Raw genomic sequence first — 19,739 nt, 5'->3', positions numbered from 1 at the left:
CCTCACCCTCACGGGGTGGGGGCTCCGTGCTGTCAGCCGGTGCCCCAGAAGGAGTCGGCCTCCACGATGTCGTCGACGCACTCGTCGATGTCGGAGATCTTGCCGCCGACGAGCGTGAAGAAGAGCGCGCCGTCCATCTCGATGCCGCGGTCGCCGTGCTCGGCGAAGAAGCGGTGCGTGCTGATGGCGTGGCCGCGGCCGTCCACGTACACGCCCTTCAGGTCGACGCGGACGGTGCCGCCGCTCAGCTCGCCGAGCATGCGGTAGTAGCCGCCGATGACGTTGTCCCGGCCCTTGTAGTGCCCGGATATCTGGCTCTCGCCGGGCACGTGCTGGGTGCAGTCGCTGGTCATCATGGTGGCCAGGGTCTCCATGTCGCCCTTGCTGAACGCTTCGTAGCCCCGCCGGATCAGGGCGGCATCGGGGTGCTCGTGATGGGTCATGGTCCCGTCGCCTGCTTTCGCTGCGATTGGCTCCGTCCCTTCCAGTCTCGGGGCTAGCCTCGGGCCATGCCACCTGCCAAGAAGCGCGCCCGCAGCTACGACTCCGTCAAGACCAGGGCGGCCGTCCTCGCCCAGTTCCGGCACGTACGGGAGGCGGTGGCCGCGCTGACGCCCGAGCAGCTGGACGGGCCGACCAGGCTGGGGGAGTGGACGGTACGGGACCTGGTGGGGCACCTCGCATGGATGGTCGACTCCGTGCCCCGGCTCCTTGCCGCGCCCGCGCCGGCCGCGCGGGAGCTCGCCCTGCTCGACTGGCCGTCGAGGACGGCGGCGGCGGCCGAGCGGATCGACGAGCACACGAGGGGGATCGAGGCGGCCGACCCTGCCGGGCTGTACGCGCGCGTGGCGGAGGATTACGAGAAGGCGGTGGCCGGGGCGGCGGACGAGCGTCTGCTGCAGCTGAGCTTCGGCGCCATGACCCTCGGGGACTTCCTCGTGACCCGCACCGTCGAACTCGTCGTCCACACCGACGACCTGAACGCGGCGACCGGCGCCGGCATCCCGTACGACCGGCAGGCCCTCGCCGCCTGCACCCGGCTCCTCGCCGACACGCTCGCGATGACGGCTCCCGGCGGGGCGGTCGAGGTGCGGATCCCGCCGTACGCGGTGGTGCAGTGCGTGGAGGGCCCCCGGCACACCCGGGGCACCCCGCCGAACGTGGTGGAGACGGACCCGCTGACCTGGCTGAGGCTCGCCACGGGCCGTACGGAGTGGGCGGCGGAGCTGGACGCGGCGCACGTCAGCGCGAGCGGGGAGCGCGCGGATCTGAGCGGCCTGCTCCCCCTGATGGGCTGAGCCGGGAACCGTACGGGCGGCCGTTCCGTCCCACCGGCATGCCGAAGCCACGCGCACTCGTCGTCCTGGTCCCCCTCCTTCTGCTCACGGCCTGCGGTACGGAGGGGGGCGCCGGTTCCGGTGGAGCGGACACCGTCTCCCCGGACCTGCCGGTCGCGGGGACGTCCTGGACGGTGGACGCCGTCACGGTCGACGGCCGCCGGTCCACCGCGCCCGACGGGGCGCACGTCGCCTTCGACGAGGACGGCCGCGTCCAGGGGAACGGCGGCTGCAACTCCTTCGGCGCCGCCGTCGCCGTGCAGGGGGACACCCTCACCGTCACCCGGCAGGAGGTCACCGCGATGGCCTGCTCCGGCGACCGGGGCGGCTTCGAGCCGGAGTTCCTGAAGGTCTTCTCCGGCCCGCTGAAGGGAACGCTGAAGGGCGACGACCTGCGCCTCACCTCGCCCGACGGCCGGAACGTCCTGGAGCTGACCACCGAGCCCCCCGTCCCCCTGACCGGCACCACGTGGAAGATCGACGGCCTGGTCTCGAAGGAGACGGCCTCCTCCCTGCCCGCCGGCAGCGGGGCCAAGGCCCGGTTCGTCATCGGCGCCGACGGCCGGATCACCGGCAATCTCGGCTGCAACAACTTCTCAGCGACCGCCCGCCTCGACGAGAAGGCCCGGACGCTCACCGTCGAGGGCCCGGCGGCGACGACCCGGATGATCTGCACGCCTCCGCAGATGAACCTGGAGACGCGGCTGTACGAGCTCCTCGACGGCCCGCTCGCCTATCGGCAGAACCACCGAACGCTGACCCTCACCGAGGCCTCCGGCGAGGGCCTCACGGCGACCGCGACCGCCCGCTGAGCGGACGCCGACTGCGGCGTCCGTCACATCGCGGGACCGCCCCGGGCCTGGTACGAGCGTCCGCTCTCCAGGGCCTGGGGGCCGGAATCCCTTACCCCGCCTGCTCCGTAGGCCTCTCCAAGCCACAATCGATCATTTGGTGCGATCGCACGAGTACGGCCACCTCGGCATTTCGCCAATTCGGACCAGTGGTCGAGCCCGTCTACACTCGGAAACGTGCCACGCGGAGACGGTCGACTCAATCACGATCTGCTCCCCGGTGAGAAAGGCCCCCAGGACGCTTGTGGCGTCTTCGGTGTCTGGGCTCCGGGTGAAGAGGTCGCAAAGCTCACGTACTTCGGGCTCTACGCCCTCCAGCATCGGGGTCAGGAATCCGCGGGAATCGCGGTAAGCAATGGCTCCCAGATCCTCGTCTTCAAGGACATGGGACTTGTCTCCCAGGTCTTCGACGAGACTTCTCTCGGTTCCCTCCAGGGTCATATCGCGGTCGGTCACGCCCGCTACTCGACCACCGGGGCCTCCGTGTGGGAGAACGCGCAGCCGACGTTCCGGGCGACCGCCCACGGCTCGATCGCGCTCGGCCACAACGGCAACCTGGTGAACACGGCGCAGCTCGCCGAGATGGTCGCCGACCTCCCGAAGAAGGAGGGGCGGACCAACAGGGTCGCCGCCACCAACGACACCGACCTGGTCACCGCGCTCCTCGCGGGCCAGGTGGACGAGGACGGCACGCCGCTCACCATCGAGCAGGCGGCCGCGAAGGTCCTCCCCGACGTCCGGGGCGCCTTCTCCCTCGTCTTCATGGACGAGCACACGCTCTACGCGGCCCGTGACCCGCAGGGCATCCGCCCGCTGGTCCTCGGCCGGCTGGAGCGCGGCTGGGTGGTCGCCTCCGAGTCCGCCGCCCTCGACATCTGCGGCGCCAGCTTCGTCCGCGAGGTCGAGCCGGGCGAGATGATCGCGATCGACGAGAACGGCATCCGCACCTCGCGATTCGCGGAAGCGAAGCCCAAGGGCTGTGTCTTCGAGTACGTGTACCTGGCCCGCCCGGACACCGACATCGCCGGCCGGAACGTGTACCTCTCCCGCGTGGAGATGGGCCGCCGCCTCGCGAAGGAGGCGCCGGTCGAGGCCGACCTGGTGATAGCGACTCCGGAGTCCGGCACCCCGGCCGCCATCGGCTACGCCGAGGCCTCGGGCATCCCCTTCGGCGCCGGCCTGGTGAAGAACGCCTACGTCGGGCGCACCTTCATCCAGCCCTCCCAGACCATCCGCCAGCTGGGCATCCGGCTGAAGCTGAACCCCCTGAAGGAAGTCATCAAGGGGAAGAAGCTCGTGGTCGTCGACGACTCGATCGTCCGCGGCAACACCCAGCGCGCCCTGGTCCGGATGCTCCGCGAGGCCGGTGCGGCCGAGGTCCACATCCGGATCTCCTCGCCGCCGGTCAAGTGGCCCTGCTTCTTCGGCATCGACTTCGCGACCCGCGCGGAGCTGATCGCCAACGGGATGTCGGTCGAGGAGATCGGCAAGTCGCTGGGCGCGGACTCGCTCTCGTACATCTCCCTCGAGGGGATGATCGAGGCGACCACGATCCAGAAGCCGAACCTCTGCCGGGCCTGCTTCGACGGCGAGTACCCGATGGAGCTGCCGGACCCCGAGCTGCTCGGCAAGCAGCTCCTGGAGACCGAGCTGGCCGCCGGACCGGCCGCCACCGCGGCCTCCGACGCCCTCCGTCGCCCGTAAGACCCCCGCTGCCCGCGCCGCGACCCGCGGCGCGGGCGGTACGAGCAGCACGAGCTGTAGTACGACGACACGAAAGTTCTCACCCATGTCTGAGACCACCGGTGCCAGCTACGCGTCCGCGGGCGTCGACATCGAAGCGGGCGACCGCGCCGTCGAGCTCATGAAGGAGTGGGTGAAGAAGACACAGCGCCCCGAGGTCCTCGGCGGCCTCGGCGGTTTCGCCGGTCTCTTCGACGCCTCCGCCCTCAAGCGCTACGAGCGTCCGCTGCTCGCCTCGGCGACCGACGGCGTCGGCACGAAGGTCGACATCGCCCGCCAGATGGGCGTGTACGACACGATCGGCCACGACCTGGTCGCGATGGTCATGGACGACATCGTCGTCTGCGGCGCCGAGCCGCTCTTCATGACCGACTACATCTGCGTCGGCAAGGTCCACCCCGAGCGGGTCGCCGCCATCGTCAAGGGCATCGCCGAGGGCTGCGTCCTCGCCGGCTGCGCCCTGGTCGGCGGCGAGACGGCGGAGCACCCGGGCCTCCTCGGCCCGGACGACTTCGACGTCGCAGGCGCGGGCACGGGTGTCGTGGAATACGACCGGCTGCTCGGCGCGGACCGCATCCGTACGGGGGACGCGGTCATCGCCATGGCGTCCTCGGGGCTTCACTCCAACGGGTACTCGCTCGTCCGGCACGTGGTCTTCGACCGCGCCGGCATGACCCTCGACCAGCAGGTCGAGGAGCTCGGCCGGACGCTCGGCGAGGAGCTCCTGGAGCCCACGAAGATCTACTCGCTCGACTGCCTGGCCCTCACCCGGACCACGGACGTCCACGCCTTCAGCCACATCACGGGCGGCGGTCTCGCCGCCAACCTGGCGCGGGTGATCCCGGACGGCCTGCACGCCACCGTCGACCGCTCGACGTGGGCGCCGGGCGCGATCTTCGACCTGGTCGGCAAGGCCGGTCAGGTGGAGCGCCTGGAGCTGGAGAAGACGCTCAACATGGGCGTCGGCATGATGGCCGTCGTGCCGGCCGAGTCCGTGGACGTGGCCCTGGCGACCCTGGAGGACCGCGGGGTCGAGGCCTGGGTCGCGGGCGAGATCACCGAGCGCGGGGCGCACACGAGCGGCGCTGAGCTGGTCGGGGACTACGCCAAGTAGGACGCAGAGACACCGAGGCGGGGCGCTCCGGAAGGGGCGCCCCGTCGGCGTATCGGCGCTCGATGGTGCCGTCAGCGTGCGGACAGCACAGAAACCCGGCCGGGTGACCCCGGTCCGGGTTTCGGTGATTCAGAAGGTCAAGCGCGACGCGGGGACGAGCTCGGACCGGACTCGTCGTCCTCGTCCTCGTCGTCCGTGTTGTAGAGATCCGCGTACTGGGCGTACGGGTCGTCTTCCTCGTCGTCGTCCTCGAACGGCTCGCCATTCGGCGGCTGGCTCGAAGTCGAAGCGCCCAGCTCATTGGCCAGACGCGTCAGGTCTGTCCCGCCGCTGCTGTACTTCAGCTGGCGGGCGACCTTGGTCTGCTTGGCCTTTGCCCGGCCGCGCCCCATGGCTCGACCCCCTCGGTGACGGGGCTCGTCGGCCCCAGAGTCTTGACACGCGTTCATGATTCGGAACGGACTCTCGGTAGAGAGACCGGTCCGTAGGGCTTCAACGGTACCTGTTTCCGTGGGTCTACGGTACGCCGCGCGCATCACATACCCCGGTACAGAACCATCGAGGTGCCCTTTCCTCGCTGGTCAATCGCGATTTTAACCTCTTCTTGAGGGCCGACCCGCCGAAGGGCGTGAGCGAAGTCTCTCCACGGGTTTCCCGTGGACGCCCCGGCGGCGGGCCGGTCCTCCGTGCTTCCGGGCCGTTGATCAGGCGCGGCGGGCGTCCGCCATCCGCTGCTCGGCGATCCGGTCGGCCGCCGCGGCCGGCGGAATGCCGTCCGCCTTCGCACGTGCGAAGATCTCCAGGGTGGTGTCGAAGATCTTCGTCGCCTTGGCCTTGCAGCGGTCGAAGTCGAAGCCGTGCAGCTCGTCGGCGACCTGGATCACGCCACCGGCGTTGACCACGTAGTCGGGCGCGTAGAGGATGCCGCGGTTCGCGAGGTCCTTCTCGACGCCGGGGTGGGCGAGCTGGTTGTTGGCCGCGCCGCAGACGATCTTCGCGGTGAGGGCCGGCACGGTCTCGTCGTTCAGGGCGCCGCCCAGCGCACAGGGGGCGTAGATGTCGAGGCCCTCGACGCGGATCAGCGCGTCGGTGTCGGCGACCACGGTGACCTGCGGGTGCTTGTCGGTGATCCGGCGCACCGACTCCTCGCGCACATCGGTGATGACGACCTCGGCGCCGTCCTCCAGGAGGTGCTCGACGAGGTAGTGGCCGACCTTGCCGACGCCCGCGACGCCGACCTTGCGGCCGCGCAGCGTCGGGTCGCCCCAGAGGGTCTGCGCGGCGGCGCGCATGCCCTGGAAGACGCCGAAGGCGGTGAGGACGGAGGAGTCGCCGGCGCCGCCGTTCTCGGGGGAGCGGCCGGTGGTCCACTGGTTGGTGCGGGCGACGACGTCCATGTCGGCGACGTAGGTGCCGACGTCGCAGGCCGTGACGTACCGGCCGCCGAGGGAGGCGACGAAGCGGCCGTAGGCGAGGAGGAGCTCCTCGCTCTTGATCTGCTCGGGGTCGCCGATGATGACGGCCTTGCCGCCGCCGTGGTCGAGGCCGGCCATGGCGTTCTTGTACGACATGCCGCGGGCGAGGTTGAGCGCGTCGGCGATGGCCTCGGCCTCGGTGGCGTACGGGTAGAAACGGGTGCCGCCGAGGGCGGGGCCCAGGGCGGTGGAGTGGAGGGCGATGACGGCCTTGAGGCCGGTGGCGCGGTCCTGGCAGAGCACGACTTGCTCGTGGCCACCCTGCTCCGAGTGGAACAGGGTGTGCAGTACGTCAGCAGGAACGCCGGTCACATCGGTCACGGTGGTGACTCCCAAGTACGAAGCGGCGGTTGCGGACCTCCCTACGGGTGGGGGAGGACCAGTTCGGCAAGAGGTTAAGTCCTACCTGGGCGTAGATCGGCCGCAGTGCTGAGGATCACCCCCTCCAGGAGTACCTCCGTGGAAGGATTTGCGACATGTCGGTCGCCCCCACGGTCCCCGTTCCCTACGCGTCCTATCTGCGGGTGTACGAGCCGCTGGCCGCGTTCCCCGAGCCGGAGCGGTCCCACTGGGCCCGGTACGCGCGCCGGCCGAGCACGCCGGGGGCGCAGGAGGAGCTGCGCCGCTCGCTGGCGGATCTGCTGCCGACGCCTCCGGTGCCGGTGCCGGTGCACGAGAGCGGGGAGGCGTTCGTCGCGCATCTGGACGGGGTGGTGGTGATCTGTCCGTGGCGGACCCGGCTGCGCGGCTGGCTGGCCCTGGAGGAGCTGGCGGCGGGTCCGTATCCGGCGCCGGTGCTCGACGCGATGCTGCCGCCGGTGGTCCGGGCCCAGGTGGCGAGCGACTACGAGCGCTGGCTGAGCCGGAACCCGGACGCGCGGCCGTGGATCCGTACGGGGGTCTGGCACGTGCCGTTGCGCTGGTTCGCGCTGTTCGGGGACGAGGACCGGGAGTACGAGCCGGGAGACCGCGGGAGCACGGAGGCGGGCCGGGCGCCGGTGCTGCGCTACCGGACGACGATGGCGCAGGCGCGGCGGCGGCTGGCGCGGGCGCTGAAGGCGCTCCGGGAGTCGATCGACGAGGGTCCGATGACGGCGGGTCTGGTCGAGGTGGGGCGCTGGCTGGAGGAGTTCCATCCGCGGGCGCTCGTGGAGCTGGACTTCGGCGGTCTGGTGCACGCGCTGCCGGACCGGTGGCTGGCGGAGGACCGGTCGGCGGCCCAGCTGGCGGAGGGGATCGCGGCGCTGCGGGCCGGGGACGGGGAGGCGGCGAGCGAGGTGTACGGGCGGCTCGCGGAGCGCTGGCGGACGGTCAGGGACCTGCGTTTCGCGAACTGACATAGTCCGGACAGATTCGTCAGGTCGGTATCGACAAGACATGTCCGGCGGGTGTAAATGATCTTCGAGGGGGGAGTGGCTGATTCGGCATGCTTCGGTGGCCGGGTCTTTCGCACCGCGAGGGCGAGGACGTTGGTCCCGATCCGGGCCTTTGGCTCAAGCGTGACGGACAGCACGTAACGCACCCTTGCGCCCATCGCCCACCCTCGTGCCAAAATAGGACAAGGAGTCCGGGGAGGGTTCCTTCCGCCCAAGTTCGGGCGGAACGCTCAGCATTGCACTCTATGGGGGGTCTGAGGACTCCTGATCGCCCTGTGACTGATCGTCACAGTGGCGTGACTGTCCGTTATGGCATGGTCAGTCGACTTCCGCCGCTGATGAACACCTGCGAGGGCAATTCCATCGGTTTGGCCGACGCGGCTGGACGGATGGTGTAGTTGTAGTGCCGAGGACAAGCCGTTCGTCCTATAACCGACTCGACCCGCTTCTGCCATTTCGGGCATGGCGGGTCAAGGTGCAGAATTTAGAGGAAAGAACCGAGATTGGTTCGGTTCTCCCGAGGAGGCCGCTCATGACCGCTCGCACCCCTGATGCCGAGCCGCTGCTTACCCCTGCCGAGGTTGCCACGATGTTCCGCGTGGACCCGAAGACGGTGACCCGCTGGGCGAAGGCCGGCAAGCTCACGTCCATCCGCACCCTGGGTGGACACCGCCGGTACCGCGAGGCCGAGGTTCGCGCTCTGCTGGCGGGCATTCCGCAGCAGCGCAGCGAGGCCTGAGGTCGCGCAGAAACACCTGCAGAACCCTGCAACACCCCGTAACACCGGGCCCGTCCGGATCCCCCAATCCGGCGCCCACCCCTAGTACTGCCGACGGACTCCTGCCCCAACAGGTCTTCGTCAACGATCGCGCTGGACTCCGCCGGGTCCAGCGCGATCTTTTTTGTGCCCAGCGCCACACTCTCTCCAGGGTGGTGCAATTGCACATATTAAATCGGGGTGGTGTAGGGAGGGTGTAAGTGTGGTCGTTCCTGAAACGGTTTCAGTGACACCCGTCACACTGAGGAGGTCTTGCCAAGAAACAGCCTGCCACCTCCGGGATCGTCCCCAACCCGCCGTTGGTCATGGGTCGGTGGGACTTTCGTCCCCGGTGCTCTCCGTCACCGCCGCCGGCTCCTCCGGCTCGGGGAGCTCCATGGCGAGCCGCAGGAGGCGATGGCAGACCACGCACTGACGGGTGAGGTGTCCGTACCGCGACGCGGCCGCCAGATGGGCGCGCAGCAGCGCTCGCGTGTCGTGCCGTGCTGCGGATGCCGCGGCCATGCGCGACCACCTCCGGTGTGGGCCCCCGATTCCCTGAAGTCCGGGGTACCGGCGGGCGCGCGGGTCCGTCAAGACACGGGAACACAACGAAGGCCCGCATCTCGCGATGCGGGCCTTCGTGAAAGGCGACTCTGACGGGACTTGAACCCGCGACCTCCACCTTGACAGGGTGGCGAGCTAACCAACTGCTCCACAGAGCCTTGCTCGCAGCCCCTCGTAAGCGGCTGCGAACAAGACTGTACAGCAGGTCAGGGGGTCTGGTCGAACTCAGGTTGGGCGAGGTCCCGCTCACGGATCTCTACGGGGCCGCCGCGTCGATCGCCTTCACGATCCGCTTGTCCGAGATCGGGTACGCCGTGCCCAGCGCGTGGGCGAAGTAGCTCACCCGAAGCTCCTCGATCATCCAGCGGATGTCGGTGACCTCGGACGGCACCGGGCGGCCCTTCGGGAGCTGCTCCAGGAGCCAGGCGTACTCGTCCTGCATCTCCTGGACCTTCTCCATCCGGGTGGTGTCCCGCTGGACCCCGGTGGGCATCTGCTGGAGCCGCCGGTCCACCGCCACCAGGTAGCGCATCAGGTCCGGGAGCCGCTTCAGGCCCGTACGGGTGACGAAGCCGGCCGGCATGAGCCAGGCGAGCTGCGCCTTCACGTCGGTCAGGTTGTTGATCAGCGCCAGGCTGTTCGTGGACTTCAGCCGGCGCTCGCAGGCCTGCCAGGCCGCCAGGATCTGCTGGACCTGGCCCACCGTCCGTACGGTCACGTCGACGAGGTCCGCGCGGACCCTGTCGTACAGCTTCCGGAAGGACTCCTCGTCCCAGGCCGGGCCGCCGTGGTCCGCGATCAGCTTGTCGGCGGCGGCGGTGGCGCAGTCGTCGAAGAGGGCCTGGATCGAGCCGTGCGGGTTCGACGACAGGGCCAGCTTCTGCTGGTTGGTCAGCTTGTCCGAGGCGAACTTCGCCGGGTTCACCGGGATGTTCAGCATGATCAGCTTCCGGGTGCCCCGCCACATCGCCTGCGCCTGCTCGGCCTCCGAGTCGAAGAGCCGTACGGCGACGCTGTCGCCCTCGTCGACCAGCGCCGGATACGCCTTCACCGGCTGACCGCCCCGCTTGGTCTCGAAGACCTTCGTGAGCGTCCCGATCGTCCAGTCCCTGAGGCCCGTGCGCTCCAGGGACGGCCCCGAGCCGTCCGGGCCGCCCGTCGCCGCCGCGGCGGCCTTGGACAGCGCCTGACGGGCCTTGGGGCGCAGTTTCAGCCGCAGCGTCTCCAGGTCCTTGTCCTCGGCGAGCTTCCGGCGCCGCTCGTCGACGATCCGGAAGGTCACCTTGAGGTGCTCGGGCACCTTCGCCCAGTCGAAGTCCTCGGCCGTGACCGGGACGCCGACCATCCGCTGGAGCTCCCGGGCGAGCGCGCCCGTCAGCGGCTCCTGCACGGGCACCACGGTGTCCAGGAAGCGGGTCGCGAAGTTCGGCGCGGGCACGTAGTGGCGGCGGATCGGCTTGGGGAGCGAGCGGATCAGCTCGGTGACGACCTCCGCGCGCAGACCCGGGATCTGCCACTCGAAGCCCTCGTCCGTCACCTGGTTCAGCACCTGGAGCGGTACGTGGACGGTCACGCCGTCCGCGTCCGCGCCCGGCTCGAACTGGTACGTCACCCGGAACTTCAGCGCGCCCTGGCGCCAGGAGTCCGGGTAGTCGTCCTTGGTGACCGCCCCGGCCTTCTCGTTGATGAGCATCTCGCGCTCGAAGTCGAGGAACTCCGGCTCCTCGCGGCGCTTGTGCTTCCACCAGGAGTCGAAGTGGGCGCCGGACACGACGTGTTCGGGGACGCGCTTGTCGTAGAAGTCGAAGAGCGTCTCGTCGTCGACGAGGATGTCCCGGCGCCTGGCCCGGTGCTCCAACTCCTCGACCTCGGTGAGGAGTTTGCGGTTGTCCGAGAAGAACTTGTGGTGCGTGCGCCAGTCGCCCTCGACGAGCGCGTTCCGGATGAACAGGTCGCGGGAGACCTCCGGGTCGATCCGCCCGTAGTTCACCTTGCGGTCGGCGACGATCGGGACGCCGTACAGCGTCACCTTCTCGAAGGCCATCACGGCCGCCTGGTCCTTCTCCCAGTGCGGCTCGCTGTACGTCTTCTTCACCAGGTGCTGCGCGAGCGGCTCGATCCATTCGGGCTCGATCCGGGCATTGACCCGGGCCCAGAGCCGCGAGGTCTCCACCAGCTCGGCGGACATGACGAAGCGCGGGGGCTTCTTGAAGAGCGCGGAGCCGGGGAAGATCGCGAACTTGGCGTTCCGCGCGCCCAGGTACTCGTTCCGGGAGCCCTCGCGCTTCGCGCCCTGGCTCTCCTTGCTCTCCTTCACGTCCTTCAGACCGACGTGGGAGAGCAGGCCGGAGAGCAGGGAGACGTGCACGGACTGCTCCGGCGCGTCCTCCTCGTTGAGGTGGATGCCCATCTGCTTGGCGACCGTCCGCAGCTGGGTGTAGATGTCCTGCCACTCACGGATGCGCAGGAAGTTCAGGTACTCCTGCTTGCACATCCGGCGGAAGGACGACGACCCGCGCTCCTTCTGCTGCTCACGGACGTACCGCCACAGGTTGAGGAAGGCGAGGAAGTCGCTCGTCTCGTCCTTGAAGCGGGCGTGCAGCTGGTCGGCCTGCGCCTGCTTCTCCGCCGGCCGCTCGCGCGGGTCCTGGATGGACAGCGCCGCCGCGATCACCATGACCTCGCGGACGCAGCCGTTCTTGTCGGCCTCCAGGACCATCCGGGCGAGCCGCGGGTCCACGGGCAGCTGCGACAGCTTCCGGCCCTGCTGCGTCAGCCGCTTCTTCGGGTCCTTCTCGGCCGGGTCGATCGCGCCGAGCTCCTGGAGGAGCTGCACGCCGTCCCGGATGTTCCGGTGGTCCGGCGGGTCGATGAACGGGAACTTCTCGATGTCGCCGAGGCCGGCCGCGGTCATCTGGAGGATGACGGAGGCCAGGTTCGTACGGAGGATCTCCGCGTCCGTGAACTCCGGACGGGTCAGGAAGTCGTCCTCCGAGTAGAGGCGGATGCAGATGCCGTCGCTCGTACGGCCGCAGCGGCCCTTGCGCTGGTTGGCGCTGGCCTGGCTGACCGGCTCGATCGGGAGGCGCTGGACCTTGGTCCGGTGCGAGTAGCGGGAGATGCGGGCGGTGCCCGGATCGATCACGTACTTGATGCCGGGGACGGTCAGGGAGGTCTCGGCGACGTTCGTCGCGAGGACGATCCGGCGGCCGGAGTGCGCCTGGAAGACCCGGTGCTGCTCGGCGTGGGACAGCCGCGCGTAGAGCGGGAGGATCTCGGTGTTGAAGAGCTTCTTCTTGGTGAGGGCGTCCGCGGTGTCGCGGATCTCCCGCTCGCCGGAGAGGAAGACCAGGACGTCGCCGGGACCCTCCTTCTGGAGCTCGTCGACCGCGTCGCAGATCGCGGTGATCTGGTCCCGGTCGGACTCCTCGCTGTCCTCTTCGAGGAGCGGGCGGTAGCGGACCTCGACCGGATACGTACGGCCGGAGACCTCGACGATCGGGGCGTCGCCGAAGTGGCGGGAGAAGCGCTCCGGGTCGATCGTCGCCGAGGTGATCACGACCTTGAGGTCGGGCCGCTTCGGCAGCAGCTGGGCCAGATAGCCGAGCAGGAAGTCGATGTTGAGGGACCGCTCGTGGGCCTCGTCGATGATGATCGTGTCGTACGCGCGCAGCTCGCGGTCCGTCTGGATCTCGGCGAGCAGGATGCCGTCCGTCATCAGCTTCACGAAGGTCGCGTCGGGGTTCACCTGGTCGGTGAAGCGGACCTTCCAGCCGACGGCCTCGCCCAGCGGGGTCCTCAGCTCCTCGGCGACGCGCTCGGCGACCGTCCGGGCGGCGATCCGGCGGGGCTGGGTGTGCCCGATCATGCCCCGGACGCCCCGGCCCAGCTCCAGACAGATCTTGGGGATCTGGGTGGTCTTTCCGGAGCCCGTCTCACCGGCGACGATCACGACCTGGTGGTCGCGTATCGCCTCCAGGATCTCGTCCTTCTTCTGCGAGACGGGCAGCTGCTCGGGGTACGTGACCGCGGGCACGCGGGAGGCGCGCCCGTCGACGCGCTCCTTGGCCTTGGCCGCCTCGGCGGCGATCTCGTCCAGGACGGCCGCGCGGGCCTCGGGCTTGCGGATGCGGCGGGCGCCTTCGAGACGGCGGCCGAGCCGGTGGGAGTCCCGCAGCGAGACCTCGGCCAGGACGGACTGGAGGGCGGCGAAGGAAGTAGACATACGGGATCCAGGATCGCACCTGCGGACGAGAAGCGGCGAACCGATTTACGAGCGGCTTCCCCGGGGCCACGCGCGCGGGGTGCGTACTATTTCGGGCACGCCGACCGCACCGGAGAGGTATCGCATGTTCTGCACCACCCGCGCGACGGCGGCGTTCGCCGCCCTGCTGGGTCTGGTGCTCGGGCTCCTGGTCTGCGGTGCTTCCTCCCCCGCCGGTACGGCTCCGGTCTCGGCCTCTGTCGCCGTGCCGGGCGACGCCGCGCCGGGCTGCGACCCCGGCCACCCCGCCGACGAAGGGGCCTCGCGCCCCGTCGTACCGCCGCGTGCGCACGGCTTCGCCGAGCTGCTGCCCGCCCTGGCCGCCGACCGGATGGCGCCCGGGCTCCGGCAGCCGGACGCGGGCGACCCGGACGCGCCGCCCGGCCGGGAGCCACCCGCGCGCGTACCGCTGTCTCCCGTGGAGCTGAAGGTCCTCAGGGTGTAGACGGACGGTCCGCCTCCGCCGTCCTTCCCCTTCCCTCTCCTCCAGGAGCGCTTCCGCATGTCCAAGACCAAGCCGATCATGATCGTCTCCGGGGTGGCGGCCGCCGCCGTGCTGCTCGGCGTCGTCTCGTACACCGCCACCAAGCCCACGTCCCCCGGCGCCTCCGGGTCCTCGTCCGTCGCCGAGGTCTCCGCCGACCCCTCCGCCGGCGTCTACGCCGAACTGGAGGCCTACGCCCGCCGCGACCCCGCCGACAAGCTCGCCCTCGGCCGCGCCGACGCGCCCGTCGTGCTCATCGAGTACGCCGACTTCAAGTGCGGCTACTGCGGGAAGTTCGCCCGAGACACCGAGCCCGCCCTCGTGAAGAAGTACGTCGAGAACGGCACCCTGCGCATCGAGTGGCGGAACTTCCCGATCTTCGGCGAGGAGTCGGAGAACGTCGCCCGCGCGTCCTGGGCGGCCGGGCAGCAGGGCCGGTTCTGGGAGTTCCACAAGGCGGCCTACGCCGAGGGCGCCAAGGAGAAGGGCTTCGGCAAGGACCGCCTCGCCGCCCTCGCGAAGGAGGCCGGCGTCCCCGACGCGGCCCGGTTCGCGAAGGACAGCGAGAGTGCGGCCGCCCGCGAGGCCGTAAGCAAGGACCAGGAGCAGGGGTACGAGCTCGGTGCCTCCTCCACCCCGTCGTTCCTGATCAACGGCCGTCCGATCGCCGGCGCCCAGCCGATGGAGACCTTCACGGAGGCCATCGAGGCGGCGGCGAAGGCCGCTCCGAAGAAGGCCGCTCGGTGACCTCCGGCATCGGGTACTTCGCCGCCTTCCTCGGCGGGCTCCTCGCCCTGCTCAGCCCGTGCAGCGCCCTGCTCCTGCCCGCCTTCTTCGCGTATTCGATCGACACGCGCGCGAAGCTCGTGGCCAGGACCGGCATCCTCTACGCGGGTCTGGCGACCACCCTCGTCCCGCTCGGCGCCGCGGGCTCCCTCGCCGGCCGGTTCTTCTACGGCCACCGGGACCTGCTCGTCACCACCGGAGGCTCGCTGATCATCGGACTCGGCGCCCTCCAGATCCTCGGCCTGGGCTTCACCTCCCGCCGGATCGCCGAGGCGAGCGGCCGCATCCGGCCGACGTCGGCGTTCTCCGTCTACGCCCTCGGCCTGGTCTACGGCCTCGCGGGCTTCTGCGCCGGCCCGATCCTGGGCAGCGTCCTGACGGTGGCGGCGCTGAGCGGCAGCCCGGCGTACGGCGGACTGCTCCTCGCGGTGTACGCGCTCGGCATGGCCGTCCCGCTGTTCGTCCTGGCGCTGCTCTGGGACCGGTACGAGCTGGGCCGGCGGCGCTGGCTGCGGGGCCGCCCGCTCCGTATCGGCCGCTTCGAGGCCCACTCCACCTCCCTGCTCTCGGGCCTCTTCTTCATCGCCCTCGGCACCCTGTTCCTGGTCTTCGACGGGACGACCGCGCTGCCGGGGCTGCTCTCGGTTGACGACTCCTTCGCCGTGGAGGAACGGGTGGCCTCGCTGGGCCGTTCGGTGCCGGACTGGGCGCTGCTCGTCGCGGTCGTGGCGGCGGTGGCGGTGGCGCTCGCTTTGCGGGGTCGCAGGGCGCGGCGGCGCGAGGAGGTCTGAGCGGTACGGGGGAGGGGCGCGGGCCCCTTCCCCGTACGGGCGCATGTCCTGGGGAGCCAAGAGGGCCCCGGGGACGAAGGAGGCCCGGGGGGGACGAAGAAGGCCCGGGGGAACGAAGAAGGCCCCGGGGAACGAAGAAGGCCCGGGGGAACGAAGAAGGCCCCGTTCTTTCGAACGGGGCCTTCCCTTTGTGGCTGGGGCCGGGGTCGAACCGGCGACCTATCGCTTTTCAGGCGATCGCTCGTACCAACTGAGCTACCCAGCCACGAGATCGTTTCCGACCTCAGCGACTCTGACGGGACTTGAACCCGCGACCTCCACCTTGACAGGGTGGCGAGCTAACCAACTGCTCCACAGAGCCTTGCTTGTGTGCGCTCACTAGTCTCGCACACGGTACTGCGTGCCCCCAACGGGATTCGAACCCGTGCTACCGCCTTGAAAGGGCGGCGTCCTGGGCCACTAGACGATGAGGGCTAGAGGCTCACCTGCGCACTTCTCAGTGCGTCGGGGACGTGAGAAGCATATGGGATGCCGGCCGCTATCGCCAAAACGGTTTCCGCGCGGGGGAGAATGGGCCCGTGCTGGAGATGACGCGCGAGGAGTTCGAGGAGCTTGTCGCCGAGGCCCTGGACCGGATCCCGCCGGAGCTGACCCGGCTGATGGACAACGTCGCCGTGTTCGTGGAGGACGAGCCCTCCGCGGACGACCCCGAGCTGCTCGGGCTCTACGAGGGGACGCCGCTGACCGAGCGCGGCGAGTGGTACGCCGGGGTGCTGCCGGACCGGATCACGATCTACCGGGGCCCGACGCTGCGGATGTGCGAGTCGCGCGAGGACGTGGTCGCGGAGACCGAGGTCACCGTCGTGCACGAGATCGCGCACCACTTCGGCATCGACGACGAGCGGCTGCACGCGCTCGGCTACGGCTGAGGCTCGGGTCTCTTCGCGCGTGTCCCTTGTGGTGCCTGGGGAGTTGGGCAGTTCGACGCGTTCCGTTCCTGCCTGTTGTGTCCTGGAGGTGCCCCCGTGCGCCATTTGCCCACCCCGGTGAGATGGGCCGCCACCGCGCTGGCCGTCGCGGCCTGTGCCGGTCTGAGCGGCTGTATGAGTGTGAGCGACGAGGGGGCGAAGCCGGCCCCCGGCGCCTCCGGGGGGAAGCACGGCGCGGCGGCCGAGGCCGACGGCGGCGGCGGAGACCGGGGCGGGGACGGCGGGTCGTGGAACGGCCGGCCGGACAGGGGTGGACCCGCCCCGGCCGGCGCGGGCAAGGAGTCCCCGGTCCCGAGCGGCTCGCCGTCCGGCACGGCGAAGCCCTCGCCGGGCGCCGTCCAGCCGGTCGAGGGCCCGGGCGGGTCCGGAGGGCCGTCGAAGCCGCCGCCGGCCGGCGGCCACGAGGCCCCCGACGCCTCGGGCGGCGGCGGGACCGGCGGCAGTGGCGGCAGCGGGGGGAGCGGCGGCGGTGCCGGCGGTTCGGACGGCGGGTCCACGCCCACGCCGCAGCCGACCGCGCCGACCCCGGAGCCGACGCCCGAGCCGACCTCCAACCCGACGCCCGAGCCGACCCCGGAACCGACCTCGAACCCGACCGATCCGCCGCCCTCCGGCACCGACACCCAGATGGGCGCGATGCGGGCGGCGGACGGGCCGGGAGCGCCCGCGGAGCCGGCGGCGTCCCCGCAGGCCGAGCCGGTGTGACGCAGTCCGATTTGCCATAGGTGGGGGAGGGTGCGTATGGTGGTAGATCGTTTGATCCCATTGCCCGGCGCCGACACAGAAGAGCGCCGCGTGGCGCGTACTCTCCCTAGCCGTGGCTGACCGCATTGAGGCGGTCGATTTGCGAAATCACGGAGTTGACGGGCGCGTGCCGAGACTCCGGAAGGTTTCGCATTTCGCATGTCCATTTTCAGTTCTGACCACGCCGTCATGCCCGAGAACGACGAGATCGTCGAGGCCGTAGAGGCCACCGAGACCGTCGCCGTCGAGGCCGACGACACCGCCGAGACGGTCGTCGAGGAGACCGTCTCCGACGAGCCCACCATCACCTTCGGCGACCTCGGTCTGCCCGAGGGCGTCGTGCGCAAGCTCGCGCAGAACGGCGTCACCACCCCCTTCCCGATCCAGGCGGCGACCATCCCGGACGCCCTGGCCGGCAAGGACATCCTCGGCCGCGGCCGCACCGGCTCCGGCAAGACCCTCTCCTTCGGTCTGCCGCTGCTCGCCACCCTGGCGGACGGCCACACCGACAAGAAGAAGCCCCGCGGCGTCATCCTCACCCCGACCCGTGAGCTCGCGATGCAGGTCGCGGACGCCCTCCAGCCCTACGGCGACGTGCTCGGCCTCAAGATGAAGGTCGTCTGCGGCGGTACGTCCATGGGCAACCAGATCTACGCCCTGGAGCGCGGCGTCGACATCCTCGTCGCCACCCCGGGCCGTCTCCGCGACATCATCAACCGCGGCGCCTGCTCCCTCGAGAACGTCCAGGTCGCCGTCCTCGACGAGGCCGACCAGATGGCCGACCTGGGCTTCCTGCCCGAGGTCACCGAGCTGCTCGACCAGGTCCCCGAGGGCGGTCAGCGCCTCCTCTTCTCCGCCACCCTGGAGAACGAGATCGACACCCTCGTCAAGCGCTACCTGGTGAACCCGGTCACGCACGAGGTCGACCCGTCCGCCGGTGCCGTCACGACGATGACCCACCACGTCCTCGTCGTGAAGCCGAAGGACAAGGCCCCGGTCACCGCCGCCATCGCCGCGCGCAAGGGCCGCACGATCATCTTCGTCCGCACCCAGCTGGGCGCCGACCGCATCGCCGAGCAGCTGCGCGAGGCCGGTGTGAAGGCCGACGCCCTGCACGGCGGCATGACCCAGGGCGCCCGTACGCGCACCCTGGCCGACTTCAAGGACGGCTACGTCAACGCGCTCGTCGCGACCGACGTCGCCGCCCGAGGCATCCACGTCGACGGCATCGACCTGGTCCTGAACGTGGACCCGGCCGGCGACCACAAGGACTACCTGCACCGCTCGGGCCGCACCGCCCGCGCCGGCCGCTCCGGTGTCGTGGTCTCCCTGGCCCTGCCGCACCAGCGCCGCCAGATCTTCCGCCTGATGGAGGACGCGGGCGTCGACGCCTCGCGCCACATCGTCGGCGGTGCCGGCGCCTTCGACCCGGAGGTCGCCGAGATCACCGGCGCCCGTTCGCTCACCGAGGTCCAGGCCGACTCCGCGAACAACTCGGCCAAGCAGGCCGAGCGCGAGGTCGTCGACCTGACCAAGCAGCTCGAGCGCCTCCAGCGCCGTGCCGTCGAGCTCCGCGAGGAGGCCGACCGCCTGGTGGCCCGCGCCGCCCGCGAGCGCGGCGAGGACCCGGAGGCGGCCGTCGCCGAGGTGACCGAGGCCGCCGAGGCCGAGGTCGCGGCCGCGGCCGTCGAGGCCGAGCGCGCCGCGAAGGCGGAGGAGCGCCGCGAGGAGCGTTCGACGTTCCGCGACGAGCGGGGCAACTTCGAGCGCCGTGACCGCGGCGGCTTCAACCGCGAGGACCGCGGTGGCTTCCGCCGTGACAACGACCGTGGCGGCTTCCGACGCGACAACGACCGTCCGTCGGGCGGCTTCCGTCGCGATGACCGTCCGTCGGGTGGCTTCAACCGCGACGACCGTGGTGGCCGTTCCTTCGAGCGTCGTGACAACGACCGTCCGTCCTTCCGTCGCGACGACCGCCCCTCCGGCGGCTTCAACCGTGACGACCGCGGCGGCGACCGTGGCGGCTTCCGCCGTGACGACCGTCCGTCCGGCGGCTTCCGTCGCGACGACCGCCCCTCGGGTGGCTTCAACCGTGACGACCGTGGTGGCCGTTCCTTCGAGCGTCGTGACAACGACCGTCCGTCCGGCGGCTTCCGTCGCGACGACCGTCCGTCGGGTGGCTTCAACCGCGACGACCGCGGCGGCCGTTCCTTCGAGCGCCGTGACGACCGCCCCTCCGGCGGCCACCGTGGCAGCGACCGTCCGTTCAACCGCGACCGTCGCGACGACCGCCCCGCCGGCGGCTTCCGCTCGGGCGGCGACCGCCCGTACGGCCGTCGTGACGACCACCGCGGCAGCACCGGCTCGACCGGCGGCTCCTTCGGCCGCCGCGACGACAAGCCGCGCTGGAAGCGCAACGGCTGACCTCGCGTAGGACCCGAACAGGGCCCGTACCCGCACC

General features: G+C 70.5%; 17 protein-coding genes and 4 tRNA genes. 12 read left to right on the top strand and 9 right to left on the bottom strand.

Annotated features, from left to right (window positions below; all coding sequences use genetic code 11):
- Positions 1 to 32: 32 nt before the first annotated feature.
- On the bottom strand, positions 33 to 443 hold the full coding sequence (locus tag ABT041_RS18600) for a nuclear transport factor 2 family protein (protein WP_351185534.1): 411 nt from the start codon (positions 441 to 443) through the stop codon (positions 33 to 35).
- A 66-nt stretch (positions 444 to 509) separates the two neighbouring features.
- Here ABT041_RS18600 and ABT041_RS18595 point away from each other — a divergent pair, with 66 nt between their 5' ends.
- The 4 genes from ABT041_RS18595 to purM all read left to right on the top strand — a co-directional run bounded on the left by ABT041_RS18595 (position 510) and on the right by purM (position 5,045).
- Positions 510 to 1,298 carry a maleylpyruvate isomerase family mycothiol-dependent enzyme gene (locus ABT041_RS18595; protein ID WP_351185531.1) on the top strand — a complete coding sequence of 263 codons (789 nt, stop codon included), beginning with the start codon at positions 510 to 512 and terminating at the stop codon, positions 1,296 to 1,298.
- Positions 1,299 to 1,336: 38 nt separating this feature from the next.
- Positions 1,337 to 2,149 (top strand): META domain-containing protein, encoded by an 813-nt coding sequence (locus tag ABT041_RS18590; RefSeq protein WP_351185528.1) that lies wholly within the window; start codon positions 1,337 to 1,339, stop codon positions 2,147 to 2,149.
- A gap of 216 nt (positions 2,150 to 2,365) precedes the next feature.
- Entirely contained in the window at positions 2,366 to 3,892 is a 1,527-nt protein-coding gene (gene purF, locus ABT041_RS18585) for an amidophosphoribosyltransferase (RefSeq protein ID WP_041130338.1), read from the top strand.
- Positions 3,893 to 3,977: 85 nt separating this feature from the next.
- Positions 3,978 to 5,045 carry a phosphoribosylformylglycinamidine cyclo-ligase gene (gene purM / locus ABT041_RS18580; protein ID WP_351185524.1) on the top strand — a complete coding sequence of 356 codons (1,068 nt, stop codon included), beginning with the start codon at positions 3,978 to 3,980 and terminating at the stop codon, positions 5,043 to 5,045.
- Positions 5,046 to 5,182: 137 nt separating this feature from the next.
- Here purM and ABT041_RS18575 read toward each other — a convergent pair whose 3' ends face one another.
- Both ABT041_RS18575 and ABT041_RS18570 read right to left on the bottom strand, forming a co-directional pair.
- The gene (locus ABT041_RS18575) at positions 5,183 to 5,437 is read right to left on the bottom strand and encodes a DUF3073 domain-containing protein (RefSeq protein ID WP_030685394.1); all 255 of its coding nucleotides are present in this window, start codon (positions 5,435 to 5,437) and stop codon (positions 5,183 to 5,185) included.
- Between the two features lie 312 nt (positions 5,438 to 5,749).
- Positions 5,750 to 6,841, bottom strand: a complete 1,092-nt coding sequence (locus tag ABT041_RS18570) for a Leu/Phe/Val dehydrogenase (RefSeq protein ID WP_351185521.1) — start codon at positions 6,839 to 6,841, stop codon at positions 5,750 to 5,752.
- A 155-nt stretch (positions 6,842 to 6,996) separates the two neighbouring features.
- Between ABT041_RS18570 and ABT041_RS18565 the strand changes: the two genes are divergently transcribed.
- Together ABT041_RS18565 and bldC are read left to right on the top strand one after the other, a co-directional pair.
- Positions 6,997 to 7,857 (top strand): DUF8083 family protein, encoded by an 861-nt coding sequence (locus tag ABT041_RS18565; protein WP_351185518.1) that lies wholly within the window; start codon positions 6,997 to 6,999, stop codon positions 7,855 to 7,857.
- A 571-nt stretch (positions 7,858 to 8,428) separates the two neighbouring features.
- A complete protein-coding gene (gene bldC, locus ABT041_RS18560; RefSeq protein ID WP_003949541.1) occupies positions 8,429 to 8,635 on the top strand; it encodes a developmental transcriptional regulator BldC in 207 nt (68 codons plus the stop codon).
- 342 nt (positions 8,636 to 8,977) lie between these two features.
- Here bldC and ABT041_RS18555 read toward each other — a convergent pair whose 3' ends face one another.
- From ABT041_RS18555 to hrpA, 3 genes are all read right to left on the bottom strand, one after another.
- Positions 8,978 to 9,178 carry a DUF6274 family protein gene (locus ABT041_RS18555; protein WP_502976522.1) on the bottom strand — a complete coding sequence of 67 codons (201 nt, stop codon included), beginning with the start codon at positions 9,176 to 9,178 and terminating at the stop codon, positions 8,978 to 8,980.
- 126 nt (positions 9,179 to 9,304) lie between these two features.
- Positions 9,305 to 9,378, bottom strand: a tRNA-Asp gene (locus ABT041_RS18550).
- Between the two features lie 98 nt (positions 9,379 to 9,476).
- Positions 9,477 to 13,445, bottom strand: a complete 3,969-nt coding sequence (gene hrpA, locus ABT041_RS18545; protein WP_351185515.1) for an ATP-dependent RNA helicase HrpA — start codon at positions 13,443 to 13,445, stop codon at positions 9,477 to 9,479.
- A gap of 124 nt (positions 13,446 to 13,569) precedes the next feature.
- Here hrpA and ABT041_RS18540 point away from each other — a divergent pair, with 124 nt between their 5' ends.
- The 3 genes from ABT041_RS18540 to ABT041_RS18530 are packed head-to-tail and all read left to right on the top strand — an operon-like array spanning position 13,570 to position 15,545.
- Complete coding sequence (locus ABT041_RS18540) at positions 13,570 to 13,929, top strand: hypothetical protein (protein WP_351185512.1); 360 nt, start codon at positions 13,570 to 13,572, stop codon at positions 13,927 to 13,929.
- A 57-nt stretch (positions 13,930 to 13,986) separates the two neighbouring features.
- Entirely contained in the window at positions 13,987 to 14,715 is a 729-nt protein-coding gene (locus tag ABT041_RS18535) for a DsbA family protein (protein WP_351185509.1), read from the top strand.
- Entirely contained in the window at positions 14,712 to 15,545 is an 834-nt protein-coding gene (locus ABT041_RS18530; protein WP_351185506.1) for a cytochrome c biogenesis CcdA family protein, read from the top strand. The genes ABT041_RS18535 and ABT041_RS18530 overlap by 4 nt, the downstream gene beginning before the upstream one ends.
- 191 nt (positions 15,546 to 15,736) lie before the next feature.
- On the opposite strand, the gene ABT041_RS18525 is transcribed toward ABT041_RS18530, so the two are convergent.
- From ABT041_RS18525 to ABT041_RS18515, 3 genes are all read right to left on the bottom strand, one after another.
- Positions 15,737 to 15,810, bottom strand: a tRNA-Phe gene (locus tag ABT041_RS18525).
- A gap of 22 nt (positions 15,811 to 15,832) precedes the next feature.
- Positions 15,833 to 15,906, bottom strand: a tRNA-Asp gene (locus ABT041_RS18520).
- Positions 15,907 to 15,946: 40 nt separating this feature from the next.
- Positions 15,947 to 16,019, bottom strand: a tRNA-Glu gene (locus tag ABT041_RS18515).
- Positions 16,020 to 16,123: 104 nt separating this feature from the next.
- On the opposite strand from ABT041_RS18515, the gene ABT041_RS18510 reads away from it, so the two are divergent.
- The 3 genes from ABT041_RS18510 (at position 16,124) to ABT041_RS18500 (ending at position 19,702) form a co-directional block, all read left to right on the top strand.
- Complete coding sequence (locus tag ABT041_RS18510; protein ID WP_351185503.1) at positions 16,124 to 16,474, top strand: metallopeptidase family protein; 351 nt, start codon at positions 16,124 to 16,126, stop codon at positions 16,472 to 16,474.
- 96 nt (positions 16,475 to 16,570) lie between these two features.
- Positions 16,571 to 17,239, top strand: a complete 669-nt coding sequence (locus ABT041_RS18505) for a hypothetical protein (protein WP_351185500.1) — start codon at positions 16,571 to 16,573, stop codon at positions 17,237 to 17,239.
- 198 nt (positions 17,240 to 17,437) lie between these two features.
- Complete coding sequence (locus ABT041_RS18500) at positions 17,438 to 19,702, top strand: DEAD/DEAH box helicase (RefSeq protein ID WP_351185497.1); 2,265 nt, start codon at positions 17,438 to 17,440, stop codon at positions 19,700 to 19,702.
- The last annotated feature ends 37 nt before the right edge of the window (positions 19,703 to 19,739 follow it).

The organism is Streptomyces sp. NPDC002825 (assembly GCF_040295385.1).
In the GTDB taxonomy this organism is placed as follows: Bacteria; Actinomycetota; Actinomycetes; order Streptomycetales; family Streptomycetaceae; genus Streptomyces.
This window is presented reverse-complemented; position numbering and strand designations above follow the sequence as displayed.